Source organism: Hymenobacter sp. IS2118 (assembly GCF_000715495.1).
Lineage (GTDB): Bacteria > Bacteroidota > Bacteroidia > Cytophagales > Hymenobacteraceae > Hymenobacter.
Genome location: NZ_JNLX01000165.1, coordinates 21,763 through 44,427 on the forward strand (window position 1 = coordinate 21,763; position 22,665 = coordinate 44,427).

Consider the following 22,665-nt stretch of genomic DNA (forward strand, 5'->3'; position numbering starts at 1 on the left):
GCCCTTCAAAGCTGCCAATCAACCCCCCTAATGGCGGAAGGCGAAAAAATCATACCGATAAACATCGAAGACGAGATGCGCGGCGCGTACATCGACTACTCGATGTCGGTCATCATCTCCCGGGCTCTGCCTGATGTTCGCGACGGCCTGAAGCCCGTGCACCGCCGCGTGCTCTACGGCATGAGTGAGCTGGGCGTGAGCTATAATAAATCCTACAAAAAATCAGCCCGTATCGTGGGCGAGGTGCTGGGTAAGTACCACCCGCACGGCGACAGCTCGGTATACGATACCATGGTACGTATGGCCCAGGACTGGAGCCTGCGCTACCCTTTGGTGGACGGCCAGGGTAACTTTGGTTCCGTTGACGGCGACTCGCCGGCTGCCATGCGCTACACCGAAGCCCGCCTTAAGCGACTGTCGGATGAAATGCTCAACGACCTGGATAAGGACACCGTTGACTTTCAGCCCAACTTTGACGACTCGCTGGAAGAGCCCAGCGTGATGCCCGCCAAATTTCCGAACCTGCTGGTGAACGGTACGTCGGGTATTGCCGTGGGCATGGCCACCAACATGGCCCCTCACAATCTGACGGAAGTTATCAATGGCATCATTGCCTATCTCGACAATCCCGACATTACGGTAGATGAGCTGATGCAGTACGTGACGGCGCCCGACTTCCCGACGGGCGGCATCATTTATGGCTACGAAGGGGTGAAGCAGGCCTTCCACACCGGGCGGGGGCGCGTCATCATGCGGGCCAAGGCTTCTTTCGAAACGTCGAAGACCGGGAAGGACCAAATTGTCATCACCGAAATTCCCTACATGGTGAACAAGGCGTCGATGATTGAAAAGACGGCCGCGCTCATCAACGACAAGAAGATTGAGGGCATCTCCGACATGCGCGATGAGTCGGACCGCGACGGCATGCGCATCGTGTACGACCTCAAGCGGGACGCCATGCCCAGCGTGGTGCTCAACAATCTGTACCGCTACACGCAGCTGCAAAGCTCTTTCGGCGTCAACAATGTGTGCCTGGTGAAAGGCCGCCCGATGACGCTAAACTTGCAGCAGCTCATTCATTATTTCGTTGAGCACCGCGCGGAGGTTATCATTCGCCGCACCAAGTACGAGCTGGCCGAAGCCCTGAAGCGGGCCCACATTTTGGAGGGTTTGCTCATCGCGCTCGACCATCTGGACGAGGTAATTGCCCTTATTCGCGGCTCGCGCGACCCCGAGGTAGCCCGTGGGCAACTTATTACCCGTTTCGCACTGAGCGAAGTGCAGGCCCGCGCCATTCTTGATATGCGTTTGCAGCGCCTTACGGGCCTGGAGCGTGATAAAATCGTGGCCGAGTACGAAGAGCTGATGCGCTTGGTAGACCATTTGAATGCCGTGCTGGCGTCGGATGTACTGCAGCGCGGCATCATCAAAACCGAGCTGGAAGACATTCGGGAGCGCTACGGCGATGCCCGCCGCACGGAAATCAACTACGTCGGCGGCGATTTCTCGACCGAGGATATGATTGCCGACGAGGCAATGGTTATCACCATTTCCCGTGAAGGCTACATCAAGCGTACCAACCTGGATGAGTACCGTGCCCAGGGCCGGGGAGGAGCGGGCTCGCGGGGTGCCATTTCGAAAAAAGACGACTTTACCGAGCACCTTTTCGTGGCCACGACGCACGAATACTTGCTGTTCTTTACCGAGCTTGGTCGCGTGTTCTGGCTCAAAGTGTACGAAGTGCCGGAAGGAGGGAAGGCCACCAAGGGCTTGCCCATTCAGAACCTTATCGAAATCCCGCGCGAAGACAAAGTGCGTTCCGTGCTCAACGTACGCGGCCTGAAAGACCCGGATTACCTCGAGAATACCTACCTGATGTTCTGCACGGAGCAGGGTACGGTAAAGAAGACGCCGCTTGTGGCGTACTCGCGCCCTCGTACGGCGGGTATCAACGCCATTACCATCAATGAAGGCGACCGGATTCTGGACGTGCAGCTGCTCGCGCCGAATGCGGAAGTGGTGCTAGCTTCACGTTCCGGGCGGGCCGTGCGCTTTAACGAGTCGAAGGTGCGTTCCATGGGCCGGGCGGCGGCGGGTGTGCGCGGCATTAGTCTCTCCGATACTCCGGGCGACCGGGTGGTGGGCATGGTTTGCCTTTCGGACCCTTCGCAGGAGCTGTTGGTGGTGAGCGAAAACGGCTATGGCAAGCGCAGCCCTCTCGACGAGTACCGGGTAACCAACCGCGGCGGTAAAGGCGTCCGTGCCATGAAGCTTACCGACAAAACCGGGAATCTGGTGGCCATCAAAGACGTTAATGACACCGATGACCTGATGATTATCAACAAGTCGGGCATTACCATTCGGTTACGTATGAGCGATTTGCGCACCATTGGCAGGGCTACGCAGGGTGTGCGTCTGATTAAAATTGGCAGCAACGACGAGATTTCTTCGGTGGCTAAAGTAGCTGCCGAGGAGAAGGAAGAGCTTGAGCCTGAAGCCGCAGTGATTGAAAGTGCTTTGGAAACAGCAACTGGTGTAATGGATGCCAGTGCGGCTGAGCCCATCAATCCGGCTGCTGAAGCCGAGGCCGACTCAGAAGAATTGGCATAGTTGCTGAATAGGAGCGGGGCGAGCCATTTGGTTTGTCCCGTTTAGTTTGTGCGAACTCAACACCGGTTGTCCGCGTTTTTAAGACCAAATTCGTGGTGTTCTCTATTTTTCCTTCATGTTCCTCAATTCAATATTCAATTAATCTGCACTGATTTTTTGGATGTTAAGACTCATTTCCTCCTTTATGAAGAAGACTTTTTTGACGCTCACTGCTGCTGCTGCCTTAGCTGCGGGCTTGCCATCACTAGTTTCGGCACAAAATTCGGCTGTCACCAATGCCATCCTCAACCAGCGTTCCGGTTTATTGGACAAGGCCCGCGTTGATATTGACAAAGCTATTGTTAACGAAAAGACCAGTGGCAAAGCTAAAACCTGGTACACCCGCGGCGAAATCTATCAGGGCATGATAGATAATCCTATCTATGGCAAGCAACTGCAGCCCGGAGAAGGCTTGCAGAAGGCATATGAATCCTACACTAAAACCATTGAGCTTGACAGCAAAACGGGCGAGTTTGGCAAGCAAGCCGATGCGAAAATTGAGGGCCTTTATGGTATTGCATTTAACAATGCAGTAAACAGCTACAACTCTAAAGACTACGATAAAGCTATTGCGAGCTATAAACTGGCTTCCCAAATTAAGCCCCAGGATACAACCGCTGTGTTGTATTCGGCTTACGCTTCCGAGGCAAAACAGGATTTTGCCGGTGCTAAAGCCAGCTATAACCAGTTGCTGGGCATGAACTATAAATCGTCTACTTTGTTTACGCGTTTGCTTCAAATTGCCAAGCAGCAGGAGGATAAGCAAGAAGCCGCGAAAGTTCTCCAGCAGGCGTTGGTAGCTTACCCTAATAATAAGGCCTTTATGTTAGAAGACCTTAACGTGGCAATGGCTAACGGCCGAGGTGACGAAGCTTTGATTAAAATCAACAAAGCCCTTGCCGCTGACCCCGGTAATTCTAACCTATATGCTGTTCGCGGCTCAATGTTTGACCAGCAAAAGAAAAATGACCTGGCATTGGCTGATTATCGTAAGGCTGTTGAGCTTGACCCAGATAATTTTGACGCTCAATTCAATCTTGGGGTTTATAATTATAACCGTGCTGCAGATGCTTACACTAAGGCCAGTAAAATGGATTTGAAAACCTATCACGTTTCCGGTAAGAAGTTTGAAGCTGAAGGAAAAAAATACTTTGATGCTTCGGTTCCGTATTTTGAAAAAGCGCTTCAGCTTCAGCCCGACGACCGTAACACATTGTCTTCGTTGCAAAAGGTTTACTTCCGTTTGGGGCGTACTGCTGATTCAGAACGTTTGAGTACTAAGTTGAAGTCGCTCAGCAAGTAGTTCCTGGATATTGAATAGGAGAGCCCATCCAGTTTGGATGGGCTTTTTAGTGTTCAGTTAATTTAACATAATATAAATTATAAGACACTTTCTTATGTTGTATTTGCATCCGGTTTTGATGTCCAATTTATTTTACCTTTCGGTTCTTTGATATTATGGATTGGCATCGTATAGTTTTGTCCATAAAGCCCACTTGCACGGTTTGGTCTGTCATTTTTTTTAGCCGTTAGCACCGCCTTTTGATGGCGATTTGAACGTTATTACCTCTGTGCTGATGTTTCCCGCCTAATCTGTCCTCGCTCGCTTCTGGATGCGTTCTTCAACTTTTTCTAGCATGATGGTTTGAGCTATAGGTTTAATATGTGGGTGTACAATTATTGCTTGTGGTAGTCTTATTTCTAATGACCTTTACTCCTACATGTGGTCTTCAATTATTAAAAATACAAAAAAGTACAAAAAATCTGCGAATTTTTACTTTTTTGTACTGAATAGTATTATAATATTACGTGAGGAGGAGGAACAATGAAATCACGCTGCTTCAGAAGCTTAAGTCTCTTTTTATACTAATGATTTAGTTAAACCCCTTTATAATATACACGCTCGACTTTCGAAAATATTTGCATTAAATACTTATACTCCTTAGTCTATTAAAGTATAAAAATATCAGCGAAATAAACTTTTTTATACTTTAATAAAAACCTAGATTCCACTGAGTGGAATAGTCTACGTTAATAGTATTATTGTAGAAAGTATAAACACAAGCTGATGCCTAAACTAATTGACTACCCTAGAACGACCTACTCTGGTGCTTGGGAACTAGCGGAAATTACTGACGACACCGGAGGCAAGTGCGCTATAGAGACTGCAGCACGCAAGCTTAATCGGAAAGTAAGTGGCTCATTCAAAGCCATCATTGGCTCCGCAGTAAAATTTGGCCTGCTTACTAGCAAACGAGAATTGCTCACGACCACCACGTTATTTAAGCGAATCAAACACGCTTATGACAAACAGGAAGAAATAATATTCCACCGGGAAGCTTTCCTGACTCCTCCCCTTTTTACGCAGCTATGCCGGAAGTTCCGCTCAAGGGAGCTACCAATGCAAATGCTGGATGTAATGCTAATTCGTGAGTTTGGCGTCGAAGAAATAAATGCACAAGGAGTAGCAAAAGCCTTCGTAGAAGGTTGCCGGATGGTAGGCCTGCTGGATGAAAACAATATAGTGGCCGATATCGATGCCTTGACTACCAACAAATCGCCCCGACGTGAACTGGCGAGTATTCAACCTGCTGTAAATACCTTCAGAGAAGAAACCCAGACACCCGAGATACTTGAGTCGCTTTTACCACAAGTCCGAGATACTGAAGCCTCTAATTTGAACCAAGCGGACAAAAACCTCAATCGTAATGACTTATCAGCAGTCAACCGTACCCAAACAACTTTTCCCATTCATGCCTCCGATGCCATCGCCAGTCTATTCGGACTTATGAATAATAGCGAACCAGACGAAGCTAAAACACAACCTGAAGCTGACACGAAGCCAGTGCCGCATAGCACCTTTCCGAACGAAATCGAACATGCTGTTGCTAAAACGCATCCATTTACTGCAATAGATGCAAAGGTTTCACGCCCAGTCCAACAAACAGTACCACAGCCGGTTGTCACCACAGGATACCAAATTCAGGTGAGTGGACCTGGAGTCAACACCATCTTATCTATCTACGAGGAAGAAGATGTAGCCATTGCAATGGCCCTGCTACAGAAAATCAGCCGACAGTTAAAAGCTAGCAGCTAGCCAGTTGACTAAGGTCAAAACGATAAGGGCCCGTCTACTAGACGGGCCCTTATCGTTTTGACCTTAGTCAACTGGCTGTTGAGAATAGTTTTATTGTTCGTTTAAATGCCGGGTATTTGGCAAGCGGTGACGCTCCTGCAAAATGGCGATTACTTCCGCCATTGGCACCCCAGCCGCAACGAGCAGAACCAACAGGTGGTACAACAAATCCGCAACTTCCCCCGGAAGGGTTTCGCGGCTCCCACTCACGGCGTCAATGACAGTTTCAACGGCCTCCTCTCCTACTTTTTGGGCGATTTTCGGCATGCCTTTCTTGAAGAGCGAAACCGTGTAAGAAGTTGGCGCTTGCTCCGGAAAAGCATGGCGCTGCACAATCAAACGTTCCAGGCTGGACAAAAAGCCGATGGGTGCGGCCGGAGCCTGCTGCTCATCGGCCTGCTCAAAGCAGCTGATGGTTCCCCGATGACACGTGGGACCAGCGGGAATGACGCGGATGAGCACAGTATCCGCATCGCAGTCCACGTGCAAACTCACCACCTGCAAGAAATTGCCGCTAGACTCGCCTTTAACCCACAAACGGTTCTTGGACCGGGAAAAGAAAGTTACCCGGCCGTCCTGCTGGGTCCGGCTCCAGGCTTCCGCGTTCATGTAGCCGAGCATCAGGACCTGACCGGTATCAGCATCCTGAATGATGGCAGGCACCAGGCCAGTCACAGGGTCAAAACGGACGTCAGCAGCGGATGAGATTTGAGTAACCATGGGCAAATTTGAAAAAAACAACCGGGAATAGTGACTTTGGTGGCTCTTCCAGCCCGTTACCATTCCCTAGGTAATAACTAAAGCCGAACAGGAATGCCCTCAGCGTGCAGGTACTGCTTCAGGGCGGGCAAACCGGTTTCGTTGAAATGAAAAATACTGGCTGCCAGAGCTGCGTCAGCCCCACCGGCGCGGAAAACATCGGTGAAGTCGGAAGCCTGGCCGGCACCGCCCGAAGCAATAACCGGAATGGACACCGCGTCGCTCACGGCCCGCGTCAGGTCGAGGGCAAACCCGGATTTGGTACCGTCGTGGCTCATAGATGTCAGAAGAATTTCACCCGCTCCCAACTCGGCCGCCTCCTGGCACCACGCCACAGCCTCCCGGCCCGTAGCCACCGTGCCGGCACGCGTCATCACCTGCCATTCGCCGTCAACTAGGCGCGCATCTACGGCCACCACCACGCACTGGGACCCGAAGCGGCCAGCCAGCTCGGCAATGAGCGCCGGGCGTGCCAGGGCCGCCGAATTGATGGAAACCTTGTCGGCACCACTCAACAGCAGCGCTTCCACGTCGGCCACCGTACTGATTCCGCCGCCCACCGTGAACGGGATATCCAGCACCCGCGCTACGTCGCGCACCAGCTCGGTGAGGGGTTTGCGGCGCTGGTTGGTGGCGGTGATGTCCAGAAACACCAGTTCATCCGCCCCTTCTTGAGCGTACCGGGCCGCCAAGGCAATGGGGTCGCCCGCATCACGCAGTCCTTCAAACTGAATGCCTTTCACGGTGCGGCCGTCACGGACGTCCAAACAGGGAATAAGTCGTTTCTTAACCACGGAACTCTAGAGAAAACGGTAATATGAACACATGTTGGCTATTAAAAATGTACCCGCACGCTTGAACATCGGAACGGTCAAATCTTAAAGGAAAGGCTGGAGCTCCGCCAGCGACAAAGTCCCTTCGTAAAGGGCTTTGCCGATGATGGCCCCGTGCATGCCGGCTTCTGCCAGCGCTTCCACATCGGCCAGGGTGGTTACGCCACCACTGGCAATGAATTTTGCCGCCGGAAACTGCGCAATCAAGGTTTTGTAGATGGCCAATGACGGGCCTTGCATCAACCCATCCTTGCTCACATCCGTGCAAATAAAAGTCGTGGCGCCAGTATTCAGATAGTTCGAGATGAAATCAACCAGCCGAAGCTCACTCTGGTCGGCCCAGGCATTCACCATGATGTGCTCGCCCTTGAAGTCGGCCCCGAGAAAAATAGTATCGGGCCCAAACTGGGTAAGCCAGTCCGCTACGGTCGCGGGCTCACGCACAGCCAGGCTCCCAGCAGTAACGTGGTTAGCGCCGGCATCCAGTATTTGGGTGAGGGCGGCAAAGGTTTGAATCCCGCCGCCAGCATCAATATCCAGCGCAGTCTTGGCGGCAATGGCTTCGAGGATGGCAAGATTTACCGGCTGGCCGGCCCGCGCCCCGTCAAGGTCCACCAGATGCAGGCGTTTTACTCCGGCATCAGCAAAGCGCTGCGCGACGGCCACCGGGTCCGCATCATAGGTGGTTTGGCGGGAGAAGTCACCGGCGCTGAGCCGGACACACTGGCCGTTGACAAGGTCGATTGCGGGAATTATTTCCACTGAAGTTGAAAAACGCGAAAAACGAAAGAATTATAAATTGAGAAAGTTGGCCAGAATGCGGGTACCGACCGCACCACTCTTCTCGGTATGAAACTGCACGCCGTAGAAATTGCGATGCTGCACCGCCGCGCTAAACGGGGCCGGATGCGTAGATTCGGCAATGGTGTAGGCCCCCACCGGGGCATAATAGCTGTGCACGAAATACACGTGGTCGGCATCGGTGAGGCCGGCAAACAACGGACCTTGCAAGGCCTGCAGGTTGTTCCAGCCCATATGCGGCACCTTGTGCGTGGCATCGGCTGCGAAACGCCGCACTGCAAAGGGCAGGAGCCCCAACAGCGGTGTGTCGTTTTCTTCGCTGTGCTGGCCGATGAGCTGCATGCCCAGGCAAATCCCCAGAAAGGGCTGTGTAAGCGTGGGAAGTACCTGGTCCAAACCAGCGGCCCGCAAAGCCTGCATGGCCGACGAAGCTTCGCCTTCGCCGGGAAACAGCACCTTATCGGCTTTGCGCAATATTTCGGGGTCGGCGGTCAGCGTTGCCTGAGCACCCAAACGCTCCAAAGCAAAAAGTACCGACTGCACGTTTCCTCCTTTGTAATCAACTACTGCAATTTCCATTATCTACAAATATTACCCATTTGTAACAAGCAATAACATTATTCATTTGTCAAATAAAGTTACTATAGTATTCCCTTGGTGCTGGGAATGGCAACTGAATCATCCCGTTGCAGCGCCATCTTAATGGCTTTAGCCACAGCCTTGAAAATTGCTTCGATTTTGTGGTGCTCGTTATCACCCGAACACGCAATATTCAGCGTGGCCTTAGCATTATCGGTAAAGGACTTGAAGAAGTGAAAGAACAGCTCCGTGGGCAAATCTCCTACCCGCTCGCGCCGGAATTCCGCATTCCAGACCAACCACGGGCGACCCGAGAAGTCAATGGCCGCCTGGGCCAGGGCCTCGTCCATGGGCAGCAGGAAGCCGTAGCGAGCCAGCCCCCTCTTCTCTCCCAAGGCCTGGGAAAAAGCAGTCCCCAGCGCCAGCGCCGTGTCCTCTACGGTGTGATGCTCGTCAATGTGCAAATCACCTTTTACCCTTATGTGTAAATCGACCCCGCTATGACGGCCGAGTTGTTCCAACATATGGTCAAAGAATCCCAGGCCGGTATGGATGTCCGTTTTACCGGTGCCATCCAGATTCAGATTCACTTCAATCTGAGTTTCGTTAGTGTTGCGTTCTATTACTGCGGTGCGGGCCGGGTAGCGCAGATGGCGGTAGATAGCTTCCCAGCTCGTGGTAGTCAGCACGGCCCGGGAGTCGGACTCCTCTCCTATCAGAATGGCCTTGCTGCCCAGATTCACGGCTAGCTCCACATCGGTCAGCCGGTCGCCGATGACAAAGGAGTTTGCCAGGTCGTATTCATTGGCCGGGTCCAGGTATTGGCCCAGCAAACCGGTTCTTGGTTTTCGCGTGGCCAAGCCCTCGTGCGGAAAGCTACGGTCGATGTGCTCAGCAACGAAGTGCACACCCTCCCCCGCCAGAATCTCCTGCATCAGCCGATGTGGCGGCCAAAACGTGTCTTCTGGAAAGCTGGCAGTTCCCAACCCGTCCTGGTTGCTCACCAGCACGAGTTCGTACTCGGGCAAATCGCGGGCAATACGGGCCAGGGCGCTAATGCAGCCTGGTAAAAAAGCAAACTTTTCCAAGCTGTCGACCTGCTGGCTAGGCTGGGGCTCCACGAGGATGGTGCCATCGCGGTCAATAAAAAGGGCCTTTTTCAATTATATGGGCAATTAACAGTGAGCGAAATTACAGCGAAGCAGTACCTCGCTGGTTGGCGGGCAAACCGAAAGCTTTAATGGTTCGATACCAATTCAGCAGGCTGAAGGGCGCCGATTTCGGCCAGGGCCTGGAGTAGGAGGCTGTTTTCGGCGGCCGTACCAACGGTCAGGCGCAGACAACCGGCGCAACCCGGTTGGGTCGTGCGGTTGCGCACCACGATGCCCCGCGCTCGCAGTTGGTCGTAGACTGCAGTGGCGTCAAGGTTGAAACGCACCAACAAAAAATTGGCATCCGAAGGAAATACGTGCTCAACGATAGGCAATTGCGGCAATTCGGCGGCCAATACTTCCCGGCCCGCCAGTAGCTCGGCTTGCATTGCGGGCAGCTGGGGCGCCGCAGCCAGCGCCGTCAGCGCGTGCTGCTGCGTAGCGGCCGAAATATTATAGGGTGGCTTAATCTTATTGAGGTAGCCGATAAACGCCGGCGCCGCGTAGGCCACGCCCAGGCGCAGGCCGGCCAGGCCCCAGGCCTTGGAAAAGGTTTGCAGCACCACCAAACGCGGAAACTCGGCTAAACGAGTGGTCCAGCTGGGAGCCGCCGCGAAGTCCGCGTACGCTTCATCCACCACGACAATTCCCCGGAAGGTGCGCAGCGCGGTTTCCACTGCTGCTTGCGCAAGCAGGTTTCCGGTGGGGTTGTTGGGCGAGCACAGGAACAGCAGCTTGGCGTTTGATGCCGCTAAAATCGCAGCGGCATCGGCGGGGAGTTGGAAATCCGGCGTCAGCGGCAGGCGCTCTACGCGCACGTCGTTGAGGTTGGCCGCCACTTCGTACATGCCATAAGTCGGCGGGCAGATAATAATGCTGTCCTGGCCGGGCGTGCAGGTAAGACGCACCAGTAAATCGATGGCTTCATCGGAGCCGTTGCCGAGGAAAATATTGCCGGGCACTACCTCCTTCAACTGCGCCAGCTCCGCTTTGATGGCACGCTGGTGCGGGTCAGGATAACGGCTGAAATCGTCGCCTCCCACGGAGCCGAGGCTGTTCTCGTTCGCATCGAGCATTACCGGCGCCATGCCTTCAAACTCGTCGCGGGCGGAAGAATACGCCTGCATGCGCTCCACGCTGGGACGGATAAGTCCGGCATACGGCACGGAAATATTCTCCTGGCCGGCACCAGCCGTTTGGGATGCAGCTTCGCCCAACGCAGCAAGCCGTACCGCAACGGCCCGCGCGTGCGCCGCCAGTCCTTCGGCCTCGGCCATCGTCTCCACTACCGGGCCCAGCGTGCGCAAACCCGGTGCGGAAAGCCGCTGGAAGGTAATTTTTTTAATAAATGAATCCAGTGACACGCCGCTGTATTGCCGGGCGTACCCGCTGGTGGGCAGGGTGTGGTTGGTGCCGGAAGCATAGTCGCCCACGGCTTCGGGCGTGAAGTGGCCCAGAAAGACCGAGCCCGCGTTGGTGACCTGAGCGGCCAGTGCATCGGCATTGTCGGTAGCCAGGATAAGGTGCTCGGGCGCGTATTGGTTGGAAAACGCCAGCATAGTAGCCGCATCCGCCAGCAGCACGGCCCGGCTGTTATCCAACGCCACTGCCGCAACGTCGCGCCGGGGTAGCGTGGCCAATTGCCGGGTCACCTCGGCCTGAACCTGGTCGATAACAGCTTGTGAATCGCTAAGCAGAATCACCTGGGAATCCGGGCCGTGCTCGGCCTGCGACAGTAAATCGGCGGCGACGAAAGCCGGATTGGCCGTGGCATCCGCAATGACGAGTACTTCGGAAGGACCGGCCGGCATGTCGATGGCCACGCCGAATTCGGCGGCGGCCAGCTGCTTGGCGGCGGTGACGTACCGGTTGCCGGGACCAAAAATCTTGTCAACCGATGGCACCGAATCAGTGCCGAGGGCCAGGGCGGCAACCGCCTGCGCCCCGCCCGCCTTCACGACTTTTTCGATACCCAGAAGCTGGGCCACGAACAAAATCACCGGGCTCACCGAGCCATCGGGTTGCGGGGGCGTGCAAACCACCACCTGCGGGCAGCCGGCCAAACGAGCCGGCACGCCCAGCATCAGCAGCGTGCTGAACAGCGGCGCCGAACCACCGGGTACATACAAACCCACCCGCTGCACGGGCACCGCCCGCCGCGAGCACACCACGCCGGGCATGGTTTCCACCCGCAGCTCGGGTTCGCGCTGAGCGGAATGAAAGGCTTCAATATTGGCTTTGGCCTGCCGAATAGCCAGTTGCAGCGCGGCGGGCACCTGGGCGGCGGCGGCGGCAAACTCCGCCTCAGATACCAACAAGGTGGTGAGCGTGGCGCGGTCCAACTCGGCGGTGAGGGCCAGCAGGGCCCCATCGCCTCCTTGGCGCACCTGCGCAAAAATATCGCGGACGCGGGCCGCTACCTGGGGAGCTTCGGCGGTGGCAGCCCGCTGTTGCAGGGCGGGCCAGGTGCCGGGCGCGGGAAACGAATAAGCTTGCATGGCAAACGTTTAAGCAATCATTTTTTCGATAGGCAACACCAAAATACCCTCGGCCCCAACGGCTTTGAGCTGGCTGGTGATGTGCCAGAAATCATCTTCCTGCACCACCGACTGCACCGAAACCCACCCGGCTTCGGCCAATGGGGTGACGGTGGGCGACTTGATGCCGGGCAATAGCTCCCGCACCTGGTCGAGCGCCGTGATGGGCGCGTTGAGCACGATGTACTTGCTGCGCTTGGCGCGGCGCACGGCCTGCATCCGGAAGCGCAGCTGGTCGAGCAGCTCGCTTTGTTCGGCCGACAGATTGGGCTGGGCGATGAGCACGGCTTCGGAGCGAAACACGGTTTCCACTTCGCGCAGGCCATTGCCGAGCAGCGTTGAACCGCTGCTCACGATGTCGCAGATTGCCTCGGCCAGGCCGATGCTGGGCGCAATCTCCACCGAACCGCTGATGGTGTGCAAGTGGGCCTGCACGCCGTTTTCGGCCAGGTAGCGGCCCAGAATATTGGGGTAGGAAGTGGCGATGTTTTTACCTTGTAACGCAGCAATCGAGGCGTAGGCATCGGCGCGGGGTACGGCCAGGCTGAGGCGGCATTTGCTGAACCCGAGGGTTTCGACTTCCAAATCCGGAAAGCCGGCTTCCACCAGCACGTTTTGGCCCACGATGCCCAGGTCGGCCACCCCGTCCTGCACGTAGCCCGGAATATCATCGTCGCGCAGGAAGAGGATTTCGAGCGGGAAATTAGTGGCTTCGGTTTTCAGCTTATAAGAGCTGCTGATGAAGTTGATGCCGCATTCGCGAATGAGGGACAGGGAATCCTCGCTCAGGCGACCGGACTTTTGGATGGCTAATCGTAGCATGAAGGGTAAAAGAGGCGGGGTGTGCCGCACGGGGCGCACTAGTGAGGTTCGGACGGGGCCAACTGGCCGGCCGCGGAACTACCCGTAAATGATTAAAGTAAAGCCCGGCGGATACGCACCCCGAGCGCGGAGGTGGAGACTCGGGCGGCCGGTGCTAGCTTAGCACCCGGCGCACAACCCGGCCTCCCACAGATGGTGGTGACGATGATGGGCGCCCACAACTACCGCGTTTTCAGCCGGCACGCACAGAACCGGCGCGGCCGTCGCATCAGAGCAAAACAGGGAAGCTAAACGGTTCATGGTGCGACAAAGGTAGAACAGAAAACCAAACGGGCGGGTACAATCCGGCATTCGGTTTCCGGAAATTGATACCAACAGCGCTATTTAAAGGTTTTAGCCAAAGACCAATAATTTTTCAATCAGCAAGCAAAATTGCGGTAAATCTCGCGCTCTATGACCCAATTGATTGCGTTTCTTAATGAATTGCAGCCCCTTAGCTCACCGCTTCAGGAAGCTATTCTGGCGGCGACGGTTCGCACGCGGCTGCCTGCACACCACCTGTTGCTGAAACCGGGGCAGGTGGCGCGACAGGTTTATTTTCTGGAGTCCGGGCTGGTGCGGGGCTATACCTTGCTGCACGGGCGGGAAATTTCTTCCTGGTTTATGCAACAGGGCGATTTTGTGATTTCCATCCTGAGCTTTTTCACTCAGCAGCCTTCCGAAGAATACCTGGAACTGCTGGAAACCGGCACAGTGTACGCCATCCATTTCGACGAGCTGCAAAGGCTTTACCGCGAATTTCCCGAGTTCAATTTTATCGGGCGCAAGCTCATCGAAAAATATTATGTACTGAGCGAGCAACGGGCCCAACACCTGCGCTCGCGCACGGCCGCAGAGCGTTACGAAGCACTGCTACGGGATTTTCCAACCATCTTCCAGCGGGTGGCGGTGCAGCACATTGCCTCGCATCTGGGCATGGCGCCGGAAACGCTGAGCCGGCTGCGGCGCCGGTACTGACGGAGCATTTCGGGTGAGGCGAAAATGACATTTGTCATGAAATGCACCGGTTCAGGCCCGGACATTTGGGACTATAATCACAAGTAAATACGCTTCGTTATGAACCCTTACCCTGATACTTTGGACCGAAAGCCGCGCCTGTGGCAAACCCTTTCGGGCACGGCCGCTCTCATCGCGGCCAATGTTATGCTGAACCATTATTCGGCGCCAAACGGCATTGTTATGACGCCCGTGGTCGTCTTTATCGGCGTTTACGCTTTGTCCCTGACGCGCCGTCTCAGGCCCTTCTGGCTGGTTTTACTAGCTGCTGGCGTCGTCTCCATTCACGACATCGGCATTAAACTATATGGCGGGGCCATGCACGACCTGGAAGGCCAGGGATTTATTTTCGCCTTCCTCTTTTTAGGGCTGATACCCTCCTACCTGCGATTGGTTTCCACCGTCAGCAATAACAAACACGCGCGCAAGTCAGAAATTCGGTGGGCCTTGCTCCTCTTTCCGGTTCTTATCCTGATTCACCTTTCCGTAACCGATGATTTAGGATTGGGCAGATGCGTGAACTGCAACCCTGATTAGGGACCGCGCCAACATTAAAACCGGGCAATCACGCGCAGGTTCACCACCCGCTGCGAGAGGTAGCTGGGCACGGAATACGTCACGCCGTTCACGTCCTGCAGGTAGCTGTAGCCGGCCACGTTGTTGGCGCCCAGCACGTTGAGAATCTCCAGCCCCATCCAGATACTTTCGAAGCTGTAGAACCGAGCTTTGGGGGCGTCGTTGTTTTTCAGGCCCACAACCTTGGAAAAGCCTAAGTCTACGCGCTTATAGCTGGTTTCCAGCGCGTTGGTGCCGCGCAAATCGGGCGCGTTGGGCGGCGTAAACGGCAGGCCCGTACCGTACACCAAGTTCACGTAACCGCGCACCGAGGGGTTGTTGGGCAAATGGTCCTGGAAGAAAACCCCCACGTTCAGGCGTTGGTCCTGCGGCCGGCGGATGTAGCCTTTGGCGGCCCGATTAATGAGCTGGCCATCGGCATCGAACGTGCTGGCGGAGTCGCCCACCACATTTTCGCGGGTCGTGAGCAGGCCCAGGCTAAACCACGACTCGGCGCCCTTCACAAACTCGCCGCTCACGCGGGCATCGAAGCCGGCGGCGTAGGCGGTGGCGTTGTTTTTGGCGAAGTAGCGCAGGCGCACGTTGTCCACGTCGTAGGGCACCACGTCGGTGAGGTATTTGTAGTAAAGCTCGCCCGAAAACTTGAACGGGCGGCCGAACTGCTGAAAGCTGATTTCCTTGCCCGCGATAAAATGGTAAGACTTTTGGGCCCGTAGTGCCGGGTTGAGAAACGCCTGCTGAATGCCCAGCTGAATAGTCTGCTGGTCGCGCAGCTCGCGGTAGAAAGGCGGCTGGTAATAGACGCCCACGGCCGCTTTAAACGAGCGGTTGGGCCGGCGGCGGCTGATTTGGGAGTACTGCACCCGCGGGCTGATGACGAGCTGGCCGTTGGTAGTCCAGTAGTGGGCGCGGGCGCCGTAGGTGAACGTGCGCAGCGAATCCAGTGCCCAGGTGTCCTGCACGAAACCCTGGCTGCGGGTGCTGCGCAAGCTCAAATCGGAGCGCAGGCGCAGGCGGCGGGCATCGGGCACAAAATCAGCAGAGTCGGCAAAGCTGTACTCGTCGAGGGTGTCAGTGATGCGCTCACGCCCAACTTTGGCGCCCCAACGCACGGTGTGGCCCCCACCGGGCGCCCAGCGGCCCCGCGTTTCGGCCGTGAAAATCCGGGCATTGAGGCTGTTGCGCGAGTTTTTGAACTGCGAACCAATATCGCGCTGCCGCACCGCCTGATTAAAATCGGGCGAGTTGGGGTCGCGGTTGATTTCGGCAAACGTGTAGGCGGCCTCCACGTCGCGGTACTCAAACTCACGCGACACCACGGCTGAGCCCAGCAGCTCCATCTGCAGGTTGGCCGTGAAGTCGTGCTTCAGGCTCAGCCCGGTTTGGTAGGTATCAAACTGCATCCGCTCGCGCCCGCCGTAGGCAATGAACACCCGCGTAAACTGGTTGGTCCCGGTCGAAAAAGTGGCTTGGCCCGTTTCCGGCGCGAAACGGTAGTCGTTGTGCGCTATTACGCCGAGCAGGCCCAGCGTGGTACGCTGCAGGTCATCTTTCTTCCCCAATCCGATATTGACGAAGGCTTGGGCGTCGTAAAACGTGGGGTTGTAGCCGCCCTGCGCCTGCCGCAGCGAATTGAGCACGTACTGGGCATTTTTGTAGCGCACGCCGGCCAGGTAGCTCACGCGGCCGTTGGCCGAGCGGGCTTCGGCGTGGGCCGCACCGCCCACCAGGCTGCCGGTGAGCGAGGCGGCAAACTTCTCGGGCGTTTTGTAGTCCACGCTCAGCACCGAGGCCAGCTTGTCGCCGTACTTGGGCTGCCAGCCGCCGCTGCTGAACTCGACCTGCTTCACCAGGTCGGGATTGATAAAGCTTAGGCCTTCCTGCTGCGCCGAGGTAACCAGAAACGGCCGGTAAATCTCGAAGCCGTTCACGTACACCAGGTTTTCGTCGTAGTTGCCGCCCCGCACGTTGTAGGTGCTACTCAGCTCGTTGTTGGACACCACGCCGGGCAGCGTCTTGAGAATGGCGTTGAAATCGCCGAACGGGGACGGAATTTCCTTAGCTGACCGCGGGTCGATACGGGTGATGCTGACCTGCTCGCGGGTGTCGGCCTGGTCATAGCGGCCGGTCACGTTCACGCCGCCCAGGGCTTTGGGGTCCAGCTGCATGGTCAGGCGCAGGGGTTCGGCCGCGTCGGCAGGCAGCGTCAGGGGGATGCGCAGCGGCAGGAAGCCCAGCCGCCGGACTATCAGAAAGTAGGTTTGACCAGGGGCAACTACTCTTACCGGCAATGAAAATGCCCCGGCCGCCGTGGTGTTGGTACCGCCCGGCTGGCCCTCCACTCCCACCGCAGCCAGCTCCATGGGCTGGCCGCTGGCGTCGCGCAACGTGCCCGTTACCGTCACCAGCGCCCTGGGTGCTGCTTTTACTGGCGCCGGTTCCTGGGCCTGGACATCGGCCGCAGCCAGCAAAAGCACCACCAGCCCGCAAGCCCGGAACGGACCCAGGCGCAACTTTTTACTTCCCATTAACGGTGACGGACTCGGGGTAAGGCTTTTTTTCACGGTGCTCGGCTAACGTTCCAGTCCGGGAGCTATTGCCCACGTTCGTGGGCAAAACGTTCCGGCGCGGTTAACTCCATGCCCGTCAGGTATTCGCGCATGCGGGCCAGCGTGGCCACCGGCCCTTCCGGCGCACTGAACACGAAATTACCGGCCACCAGCACATCGGTACCGGCCTGCACCAGCGGCCCGGCATTGTCCAGACTCACGCCACCATCCACCTCAATCAGGGCATCGGAGCCGGCATCAATCAATAATTCTTTCAGCGCGGCTACTTTTTTCAGCGTGTTCGGGATGAAGGCCTGACCGCCAAAGCCGGGGTTCACCGACATCACCAGCACCACGTCGAGGTCGGCGGCAATGTCTTCGAGCAGCGTCACCGGCGTGTGCGGGTTCAGAGCCACGCCCGCCCGGCAGCCCAGCTGCTTTATCTGCTGCACCACGCGGTGCAAATGCGTGCAGGCCTCGTAATGCACCGTAATGATGCTGGCGCCCGCGTCCCGAAAGGCCGCGAGGTAGTGCTGGGGCTCCTCAATCATGAGATGCACGTCGATGGGCTGCTTGGCGTAACGGGCCACAGCTTGCAGCACGGGCAGGCCAAAAGAGATATTGGGCACAAAGCGGCCGTCCATCACGTCGAAGTGGAGCCAGTCGGCGGCGCTGCTGGCAAGCCGCTCGGTTTCAGCTTGCAAATTGGCGAGGTCGGCGGCCAGAAACGAGGGAGCCAACAAGGGAGCACGGCGAATGGAGTTCATGGCCGCGAAGATACACTGCCCCCCGCTAGCCCGGTGCGGCCCAGGCGGCGGCGCGGCTCTACTTTTGTGGCCGGCCAGCCCGTGGTTTTACGTCCCGTTTTCAGCCTGGCAGTTCCTCCGCTCTTCGCTTTATTTTCCGTGCCTCACCTCGTTCCTCTTCTCATCCGCGGCATCAACAACCTGTCCGATGCCCGCTATTGCGCCGGCATGGGGGCTGATAAGCTCACCTTCGTTCTGGACCCCGCCATCCCCGGCTACATCGACATTAAAGCCGTGAAAGAGCTGTCCGGCTGGATAGCGGGAGTGGAGCTGATTGGTGAATTCGACCAGCTAAGCGCCGCCGAAATCAATGCCATCGCCGCCGATTGCGCCCTCGATGCCGTGCTGCTGCGCCAACCCCGCTCCGCCGCCGAGCTGGCCGAAATCGCCCCCCCGGTTTACCTGGAGCTGGCCGTTGGCGCACTCGCTACGGCGAGCTATTTGCCCGCTGCGCCGGTGGGCATCGTAGTGGAGTTAACAATTCCACTCACCAGTGAAGTACGCGAAGGACTGAGCGAACTAGCAGCCCAGCGCCCACTCTGGATTGGCCCCGGCCTGGACCCTGCTTTGGCGCAAGAGCTGATTACCTCTCTGTCCCCGGCCGGTCTGGCATTCCCCTCGGGCGACGAAGTAAAACCCGGCCTGCGCGATTTCGACCAGCTCGAAGCCGTTTTCGAGGCTTTGGAAGTTGATTAGGCTGTCGTTAGTTACTCGTTGTCAGTTGTTAAGCTGCCCATTACTCAATAACTGACAACTAACAACTGAAAACTAACAACTAAAAAAAAGACTAGCTCAGTCGAAACTGCACGTACTTAATGGGCACTCCTATTGCGCGGTACTTGCCCTCAAAATTGGTTTGAATGGCCTGCGCTTCCGTAAACTCCACGCTACTTTCAGCATAGAGGTCCCGTGTAAAGCGCTCCACCACGGCACCAGGCCGGGCCGCCAGCGTTTCTAATGTAAACTCGAACAAACCGTCATTATCGGTTTTGAGGTGCAAGAGGCCGCCGGGAGTTAACAATTGTTCGTACAAGGCCAGGAAGCGCGGCGAGGTCAGGCGGCGCTTAATGTCCCGGTCGCGCGGCCGCGGGTCCGGGAATGTTATCCAGATTTCCGCGAGCTCGCCGGCGCCAAACTGGGCGGCCAGGGCCTCGGCGCGCATGCGCACGAAACCCACATTCGTCAGGCCCATCTCGGTAGCGCGGGTGCTGCCCCGCCAAATCCGCTCACCTTTAATGTCGAGGCCGAGGAAATTGCGGTTCGGGTGCCGTTGCGCCAGTCCTACTGTGTACTCGCCCTTGCCACAGCCCACCTCCAGGGTGAGCGGGTGCGGCGCCTGAAAAAAATCGGTACGCCAGCGGCCCCCAAGCTTTTCGTATTCGGGCTTGCCGGGTTCTATAATATCGGGACGGGTGGCATTGTCCGTGAAACGGTGCAGTTTGACGCGAGGCAAGGGTGATGTTAATTAGATGCAATAATATTTTTATTCAGCTGTTAGCTAGCCGATTAAGTAGTTCGATACAGGTCCTCGACCTCGGCCACCACGAAAGTGCTGCCGCCGATGAACACAACATCTTCGGAATTTGCCGCGCGGCGGGCCGCAGCCACGGCTTCAGCCACGGAACCATACGCTAAGCCCTTTAGCCCCAGCGCGACGGCTTGCCGGGCCAGCTCGTCGGCGGGCAAGGCTCGGGGAATGTTCGCGGCGCAAAAATAATACGTGGCCGCTGCCGGCAGTAAGGCCAGCATGCCGCCCACATCCTTATCGTTCACCGCTCCTATCACCAGATGCTGGTGCCGATGCGGGAGGCGCAGCAATTGGGCCAGCACCAGCTGCAGGCCGGCGGCATTGTGCCCGGTATCGCAGACAACCAACGGCCGGGTACCGATGATGCTCCACCGCCCCCGCAGGCCCGTGAGTTGGGTTACCTGCCGCAGGCCGGTCCGAATTGCCGCCTCGGTAATGCGGAAGCCCTGCGCCCGCAGCTCATCCAGCGTGGCCAGCACACCGGGCAGGTTGAACTGCTGGTAATCGCCCGGCAAGCCCAGCTCAGCGTTCAGCAAGTACGGCCGCCCCTGCTGGGTGACGGCCACGGGCCGCCGGCCGGTGGTCAGGGAAGGCTCGTCGGTGAATTCGGCCTGGTAAATCTGGTCGGCAAAAACGAGGTGGGCAAGTTTGGCCGCAGCTTCCCGCTGGAATACGGCCGCCACTTCCGGCTGGGTCTGGCTCACCACGGCCGGCACGCCGGGCTTGATAATGCCCGCTTTCTCGCCCGCAATTTCCGGCAGCGTGTCGCCCAGCAGCGCCTGGTGGTCGTAGCTGATGTTGGTGATGAGCGAAACCAGCGGCGTGATGACGTTGGTCGAATCGAGCCGCCCGCCCAACCCCACTTCCACAATGGCCACATCGACGCGCTGCTCGGCGAAATAACAAAAGGCCAGGGCCACGCACATCTCGAAAAACGAGGGCTGGACTTCCTCGAAAAGCGGCTGCCAGCGTGCCACCCACGCCACCAGATAATCGGCAGACAGCTCCTGGCCATTCACCCGGACCCGCTCCGTGAATTCGCGCAGGTGGGGCGAGGTGTACAACCCCACCTTGTAGCCCGCCGCCTGCAACACCGCCGCCAGCAAATGTGAGCTACTCCCTTTGCCATTGGTGCCGGCTACGTGTACGCTCCGGAATTTCTGTTCCGGATTACCCATGGCTTCGACCAGCCGTTCAGTATTGCCAAGGCCTTTTTTGAAGCCCGCCGCGCCCACCCGCTGGAACATGGGCAGTTGGTCATACAGATAAGCCAGGGTTTCGGAGTAGGTCACGGGCGAATTGATAAACGCGTTATTAGGGAGCACAAAGAAACGGCGTAGTCGCCTCATTCAAACCAAAAGCCCCGTGGCACGCGAAGCGCAACACGGGGCCTTAACCAGGAAATCCGGCTGCTATCGAACTGTAAACCTAAAGGTGTAAAACCCGGTGGCCCCGCCCGCAGCGCTGTTCGTTTTTATGAATACGGCGTCAAGCAGCTTGTCGCGGCACAGCTTTTCCTGAGCCGGAGATACGTTGCCCGACACTTTCGAAACCGATTCCACTTCGCCATCGGAGGAGATTTTGATTTTGAAGCGAACGACGCCGGAGTTGTTGACCACGGCATCCACCACCGGCGTGCTTTCGAAGCGCCAGCCGCTCATTTCCAGGCCGCCACTGCCGGGACTGCTGCCGCTGCCCCCGCGGCCCGGTGCGCCGTAAAGCGCCTTGGCGTCGAGCGAGCCGTTGGGGTCGCCCTGGTCGCCCACGGTGCCGGGCCGGTCGCCGTTGTTGTTGCCCGTGGGGGCATTGCTGCTGCCGTTCACGCCGTTGCCGCCGCCGGTTTCGCTGCCTTTGGGAGAAAAGGTGACGGCAACTTTGCGGGCTGGCTTGGGCGCCACTTTCACTTCTTCCTTGGGCGGCGCGGCTTTTTCAACGGGAACTTCCGAAACCGGGCTTTCTTCGGCGTCGCTCGTAATAATTTTCTCCTGCGAAGGAGGCGTTGGGGTTGGCGTGGCGGCGGCTTCGGGGCGTGGCTGAGGGTCGGGGTTGGCTACAGGCGGGCGACTGTCCTCACGGTTGGGAGAAATATTGGCCGTGGCCATACTCTGCACATCGCCCGAGCCAGCCTCGTCGATGCCGTAGTTAAGCTCCACGCCGTCGCCCCCAATGGCGGCCAGCGGCGGGTCAGGGCCCTTAAAAAACGTGAACATAAAAACCAGCAACAGCAAGCCATGAATGACCACAGTGCCAATCAGGGCCTCGCGGCGGTATGGTTCCGGATAATCAATAGCCATCTTATTGGTGATGAAGTAATGGGGCAGCTGTTTTTTTTAACGCATCAGGCCAAAGCGAGTTCAAAAACATCCGCTCGGCCCCGCTCAAACCGGCAGTGCCCGGTTGCCTGGTGGTGCTTTCCTACTTCCCGGCCGCCTGCTGGGCCTGGGTTGCCATCACCATTTTCAGTTTCAGGCGGTTGCCAATCTCCAGAATATCAACCAGTTTCTGCACGTTCAGCGAGTTGTCGACCCGCAGCACTACGGTGGGCTGCTCGGTAGCGGGCGCCGTGCCAACCAGCGCCAGCAGTTCGGCCTCAACCATGGCCGGAGTCACGGGCTTCTTATTCACGAAATAGGTGCCGGCAGCATCCACCGAAATGGTGATGGGCTGCTTCATTACCTGCACGCTGGATTTGGCATTGGGCAGCAACAGCTTGATTACGTTTGGATTGACCAGCGTAGAGGCAATGAGGAAGAACAGCATCAGGAAGAACATGATGTCGTTCATGGCCCCGGTCTCGACGTGCGACGTGAGGCGGCGGCGGCGGGAAAGATTCATCGTTGATTAGAATTTAAAACGAGAAATGAGGAATGAAGAATTGGCGAT

At 57.0% G+C, this 22,665-nt stretch carries 19 protein-coding genes; 6 read left to right on the forward strand and 13 right to left on the reverse strand.

What is annotated here, in order from left to right:
• The first annotated feature begins 30 nt into the window (after positions 1-30).
• From gyrA to GM79_RS17050, 3 genes are all read left to right on the forward strand, one after another.
• Positions 31-2,610 (forward strand): DNA gyrase subunit A, encoded by a 2,580-nt coding sequence (gene gyrA, locus GM79_RS17040; RefSeq protein WP_035566272.1) that lies wholly within the window; start codon positions 31-33, stop codon positions 2,608-2,610.
• A 184-nt stretch (positions 2,611-2,794) separates the two neighbouring features.
• On the forward strand, positions 2,795-3,952 hold the full coding sequence (locus GM79_RS17045) for a tetratricopeptide repeat protein (RefSeq protein WP_035566275.1): 1,158 nt from the start codon (positions 2,795-2,797) through the stop codon (positions 3,950-3,952).
• Positions 3,953-4,717: 765 nt separating this feature from the next.
• Complete coding sequence (locus tag GM79_RS17050) at positions 4,718-5,746, forward strand: hypothetical protein (RefSeq protein WP_152560055.1); 1,029 nt, start codon at positions 4,718-4,720, stop codon at positions 5,744-5,746.
• 90 nt (positions 5,747-5,836) lie between these two features.
• Here GM79_RS17050 and hisIE read toward each other — a convergent pair whose 3' ends face one another.
• The 7 genes from hisIE to hisG all read right to left on the reverse strand — a co-directional run bounded on the left by hisIE (position 5,837) and on the right by hisG (position 13,267).
• On the reverse strand, positions 5,837-6,505 hold the full coding sequence (hisIE, locus tag GM79_RS17055) for a bifunctional phosphoribosyl-AMP cyclohydrolase/phosphoribosyl-ATP diphosphatase HisIE (protein WP_035566286.1): 669 nt from the start codon (positions 6,503-6,505) through the stop codon (positions 5,837-5,839).
• A 77-nt stretch (positions 6,506-6,582) separates the two neighbouring features.
• On the reverse strand, positions 6,583-7,338 hold the full coding sequence (hisF, locus tag GM79_RS17060; protein WP_035566288.1) for an imidazole glycerol phosphate synthase subunit HisF: 756 nt from the start codon (positions 7,336-7,338) through the stop codon (positions 6,583-6,585).
• 84 nt (positions 7,339-7,422) lie between these two features.
• Positions 7,423-8,139 carry a 1-(5-phosphoribosyl)-5-[(5-phosphoribosylamino)methylideneamino]imidazole-4-carboxamide isomerase gene (gene hisA / locus GM79_RS17065; RefSeq protein ID WP_035566290.1) on the reverse strand — a complete coding sequence of 239 codons (717 nt, stop codon included), beginning with the start codon at positions 8,137-8,139 and terminating at the stop codon, positions 7,423-7,425.
• Between the two features lie 30 nt (positions 8,140-8,169).
• Positions 8,170-8,757: an imidazole glycerol phosphate synthase subunit HisH gene (hisH, locus tag GM79_RS17070; RefSeq protein WP_035566298.1), complete on the reverse strand. Its 588-nt coding sequence runs from the start codon at positions 8,755-8,757 to the stop codon at positions 8,170-8,172.
• A 62-nt stretch (positions 8,758-8,819) separates the two neighbouring features.
• The gene (gene hisB / locus GM79_RS17075) at positions 8,820-9,920 is read right to left on the reverse strand and encodes a bifunctional histidinol-phosphatase/imidazoleglycerol-phosphate dehydratase HisB (protein ID WP_035566299.1); all 1,101 of its coding nucleotides are present in this window, start codon (positions 9,918-9,920) and stop codon (positions 8,820-8,822) included.
• A gap of 74 nt (positions 9,921-9,994) precedes the next feature.
• Positions 9,995-12,406: a histidinol dehydrogenase gene (gene hisD, locus GM79_RS26345; protein ID WP_316930130.1), complete on the reverse strand. Its 2,412-nt coding sequence runs from the start codon at positions 12,404-12,406 to the stop codon at positions 9,995-9,997.
• Between the two features lie 9 nt (positions 12,407-12,415).
• A complete protein-coding gene (gene hisG, locus GM79_RS17090; RefSeq protein ID WP_035566300.1) occupies positions 12,416-13,267 on the reverse strand; it encodes an ATP phosphoribosyltransferase in 852 nt (283 codons plus the stop codon).
• A gap of 453 nt (positions 13,268-13,720) precedes the next feature.
• Between hisG and GM79_RS17095 the strand changes: the two genes are divergently transcribed.
• Complete coding sequence (locus GM79_RS17095) at positions 13,721-14,284, forward strand: Crp/Fnr family transcriptional regulator (protein WP_035566301.1); 564 nt, start codon at positions 13,721-13,723, stop codon at positions 14,282-14,284.
• Positions 14,285-14,383: 99 nt separating this feature from the next.
• Positions 14,384-14,860 carry a hypothetical protein gene (locus GM79_RS17100; RefSeq protein WP_035566302.1) on the forward strand — a complete coding sequence of 159 codons (477 nt, stop codon included), beginning with the start codon at positions 14,384-14,386 and terminating at the stop codon, positions 14,858-14,860.
• A 14-nt stretch (positions 14,861-14,874) separates the two neighbouring features.
• On the opposite strand, the gene GM79_RS17105 is transcribed toward GM79_RS17100, so the two are convergent.
• Both GM79_RS17105 and rpe read right to left on the reverse strand, forming a co-directional pair.
• The gene (locus GM79_RS17105) at positions 14,875-17,427 is read right to left on the reverse strand and encodes a TonB-dependent receptor plug domain-containing protein (RefSeq protein WP_072008648.1); all 2,553 of its coding nucleotides are present in this window, start codon (positions 17,425-17,427) and stop codon (positions 14,875-14,877) included.
• 65 nt (positions 17,428-17,492) lie between these two features.
• Positions 17,493-18,215 (reverse strand): ribulose-phosphate 3-epimerase, encoded by a 723-nt coding sequence (gene rpe, locus GM79_RS17110; RefSeq protein ID WP_035566304.1) that lies wholly within the window; start codon positions 18,213-18,215, stop codon positions 17,493-17,495.
• Between the two features lie 138 nt (positions 18,216-18,353).
• Between rpe and GM79_RS17115 the strand changes: the two genes are divergently transcribed.
• Positions 18,354-18,950, forward strand: a complete 597-nt coding sequence (locus tag GM79_RS17115) for a hypothetical protein (protein WP_152560056.1) — start codon at positions 18,354-18,356, stop codon at positions 18,948-18,950.
• Between the two features lie 91 nt (positions 18,951-19,041).
• Here GM79_RS17115 and trmB read toward each other — a convergent pair whose 3' ends face one another.
• From trmB to GM79_RS17135, 4 genes are all read right to left on the reverse strand, one after another.
• Positions 19,042-19,707 (reverse strand): tRNA (guanosine(46)-N7)-methyltransferase TrmB, encoded by a 666-nt coding sequence (gene trmB, locus GM79_RS17120; protein ID WP_035566309.1) that lies wholly within the window; start codon positions 19,705-19,707, stop codon positions 19,042-19,044.
• Between the two features lie 53 nt (positions 19,708-19,760).
• Positions 19,761-21,074, reverse strand: a complete 1,314-nt coding sequence (locus GM79_RS17125; RefSeq protein ID WP_035566446.1) for a bifunctional folylpolyglutamate synthase/dihydrofolate synthase — start codon at positions 21,072-21,074, stop codon at positions 19,761-19,763.
• Positions 21,075-21,194: 120 nt separating this feature from the next.
• Positions 21,195-22,076: a hypothetical protein gene (locus tag GM79_RS17130; RefSeq protein WP_035566315.1), complete on the reverse strand. Its 882-nt coding sequence runs from the start codon at positions 22,074-22,076 to the stop codon at positions 21,195-21,197.
• Between the two features lie 121 nt (positions 22,077-22,197).
• On the reverse strand, positions 22,198-22,617 hold the full coding sequence (locus GM79_RS17135; RefSeq protein ID WP_035566318.1) for an ExbD/TolR family protein: 420 nt from the start codon (positions 22,615-22,617) through the stop codon (positions 22,198-22,200).
• Positions 22,618-22,665: the final 48 nt, after the last annotated feature.

Excerpts from the sequence above, each read along its gene's own strand:
- GM79_RS17100 (WP_035566302.1), top strand. The coding sequence starts at position 14,384 with ATGAACCCTTACCCTGATACTTTGGACCGAAAGCCGCGCCTGTGGCAA.
- hisD (WP_316930130.1), bottom strand. The coding sequence starts at position 12,406 with ATGCAAGCTTATTCGTTTCCCGCGCCCGGCACCTGGCCCGCCCTGCAA.
- GM79_RS17105 (WP_072008648.1), bottom strand. The coding sequence starts at position 17,427 with ATGGGAAGTAAAAAGTTGCGCCTGGGTCCGTTCCGGGCTTGCGGGCTG.
- hisG (WP_035566300.1), bottom strand. The coding sequence starts at position 13,267 with ATGCTACGATTAGCCATCCAAAAGTCCGGTCGCCTGAGCGAGGATTCC.
- rpe (WP_035566304.1), bottom strand. The coding sequence starts at position 18,215 with ATGAACTCCATTCGCCGTGCTCCCTTGTTGGCTCCCTCGTTTCTGGCC.
- gyrA (WP_035566272.1), top strand. The coding sequence starts at position 31 with ATGGCGGAAGGCGAAAAAATCATACCGATAAACATCGAAGACGAGATG.
- GM79_RS17095 (WP_035566301.1), top strand. The coding sequence starts at position 13,721 with ATGACCCAATTGATTGCGTTTCTTAATGAATTGCAGCCCCTTAGCTCA.
- hisH (WP_035566298.1), bottom strand. The coding sequence starts at position 8,757 with ATGGAAATTGCAGTAGTTGATTACAAAGGAGGAAACGTGCAGTCGGTA.
- GM79_RS17045 (WP_035566275.1), top strand. The coding sequence starts at position 2,795 with ATGAAGAAGACTTTTTTGACGCTCACTGCTGCTGCTGCCTTAGCTGCG.
- hisIE (WP_035566286.1), bottom strand. The coding sequence starts at position 6,505 with ATGGTTACTCAAATCTCATCCGCTGCTGACGTCCGTTTTGACCCTGTG.
- GM79_RS17130 (WP_035566315.1), bottom strand. The coding sequence starts at position 22,076 with ATGGCTATTGATTATCCGGAACCATACCGCCGCGAGGCCCTGATTGGC.
- GM79_RS17135 (WP_035566318.1), bottom strand. The coding sequence starts at position 22,617 with ATGAATCTTTCCCGCCGCCGCCGCCTCACGTCGCACGTCGAGACCGGG.
- GM79_RS17050 (WP_152560055.1), top strand. The coding sequence starts at position 4,718 with ATGCCTAAACTAATTGACTACCCTAGAACGACCTACTCTGGTGCTTGG.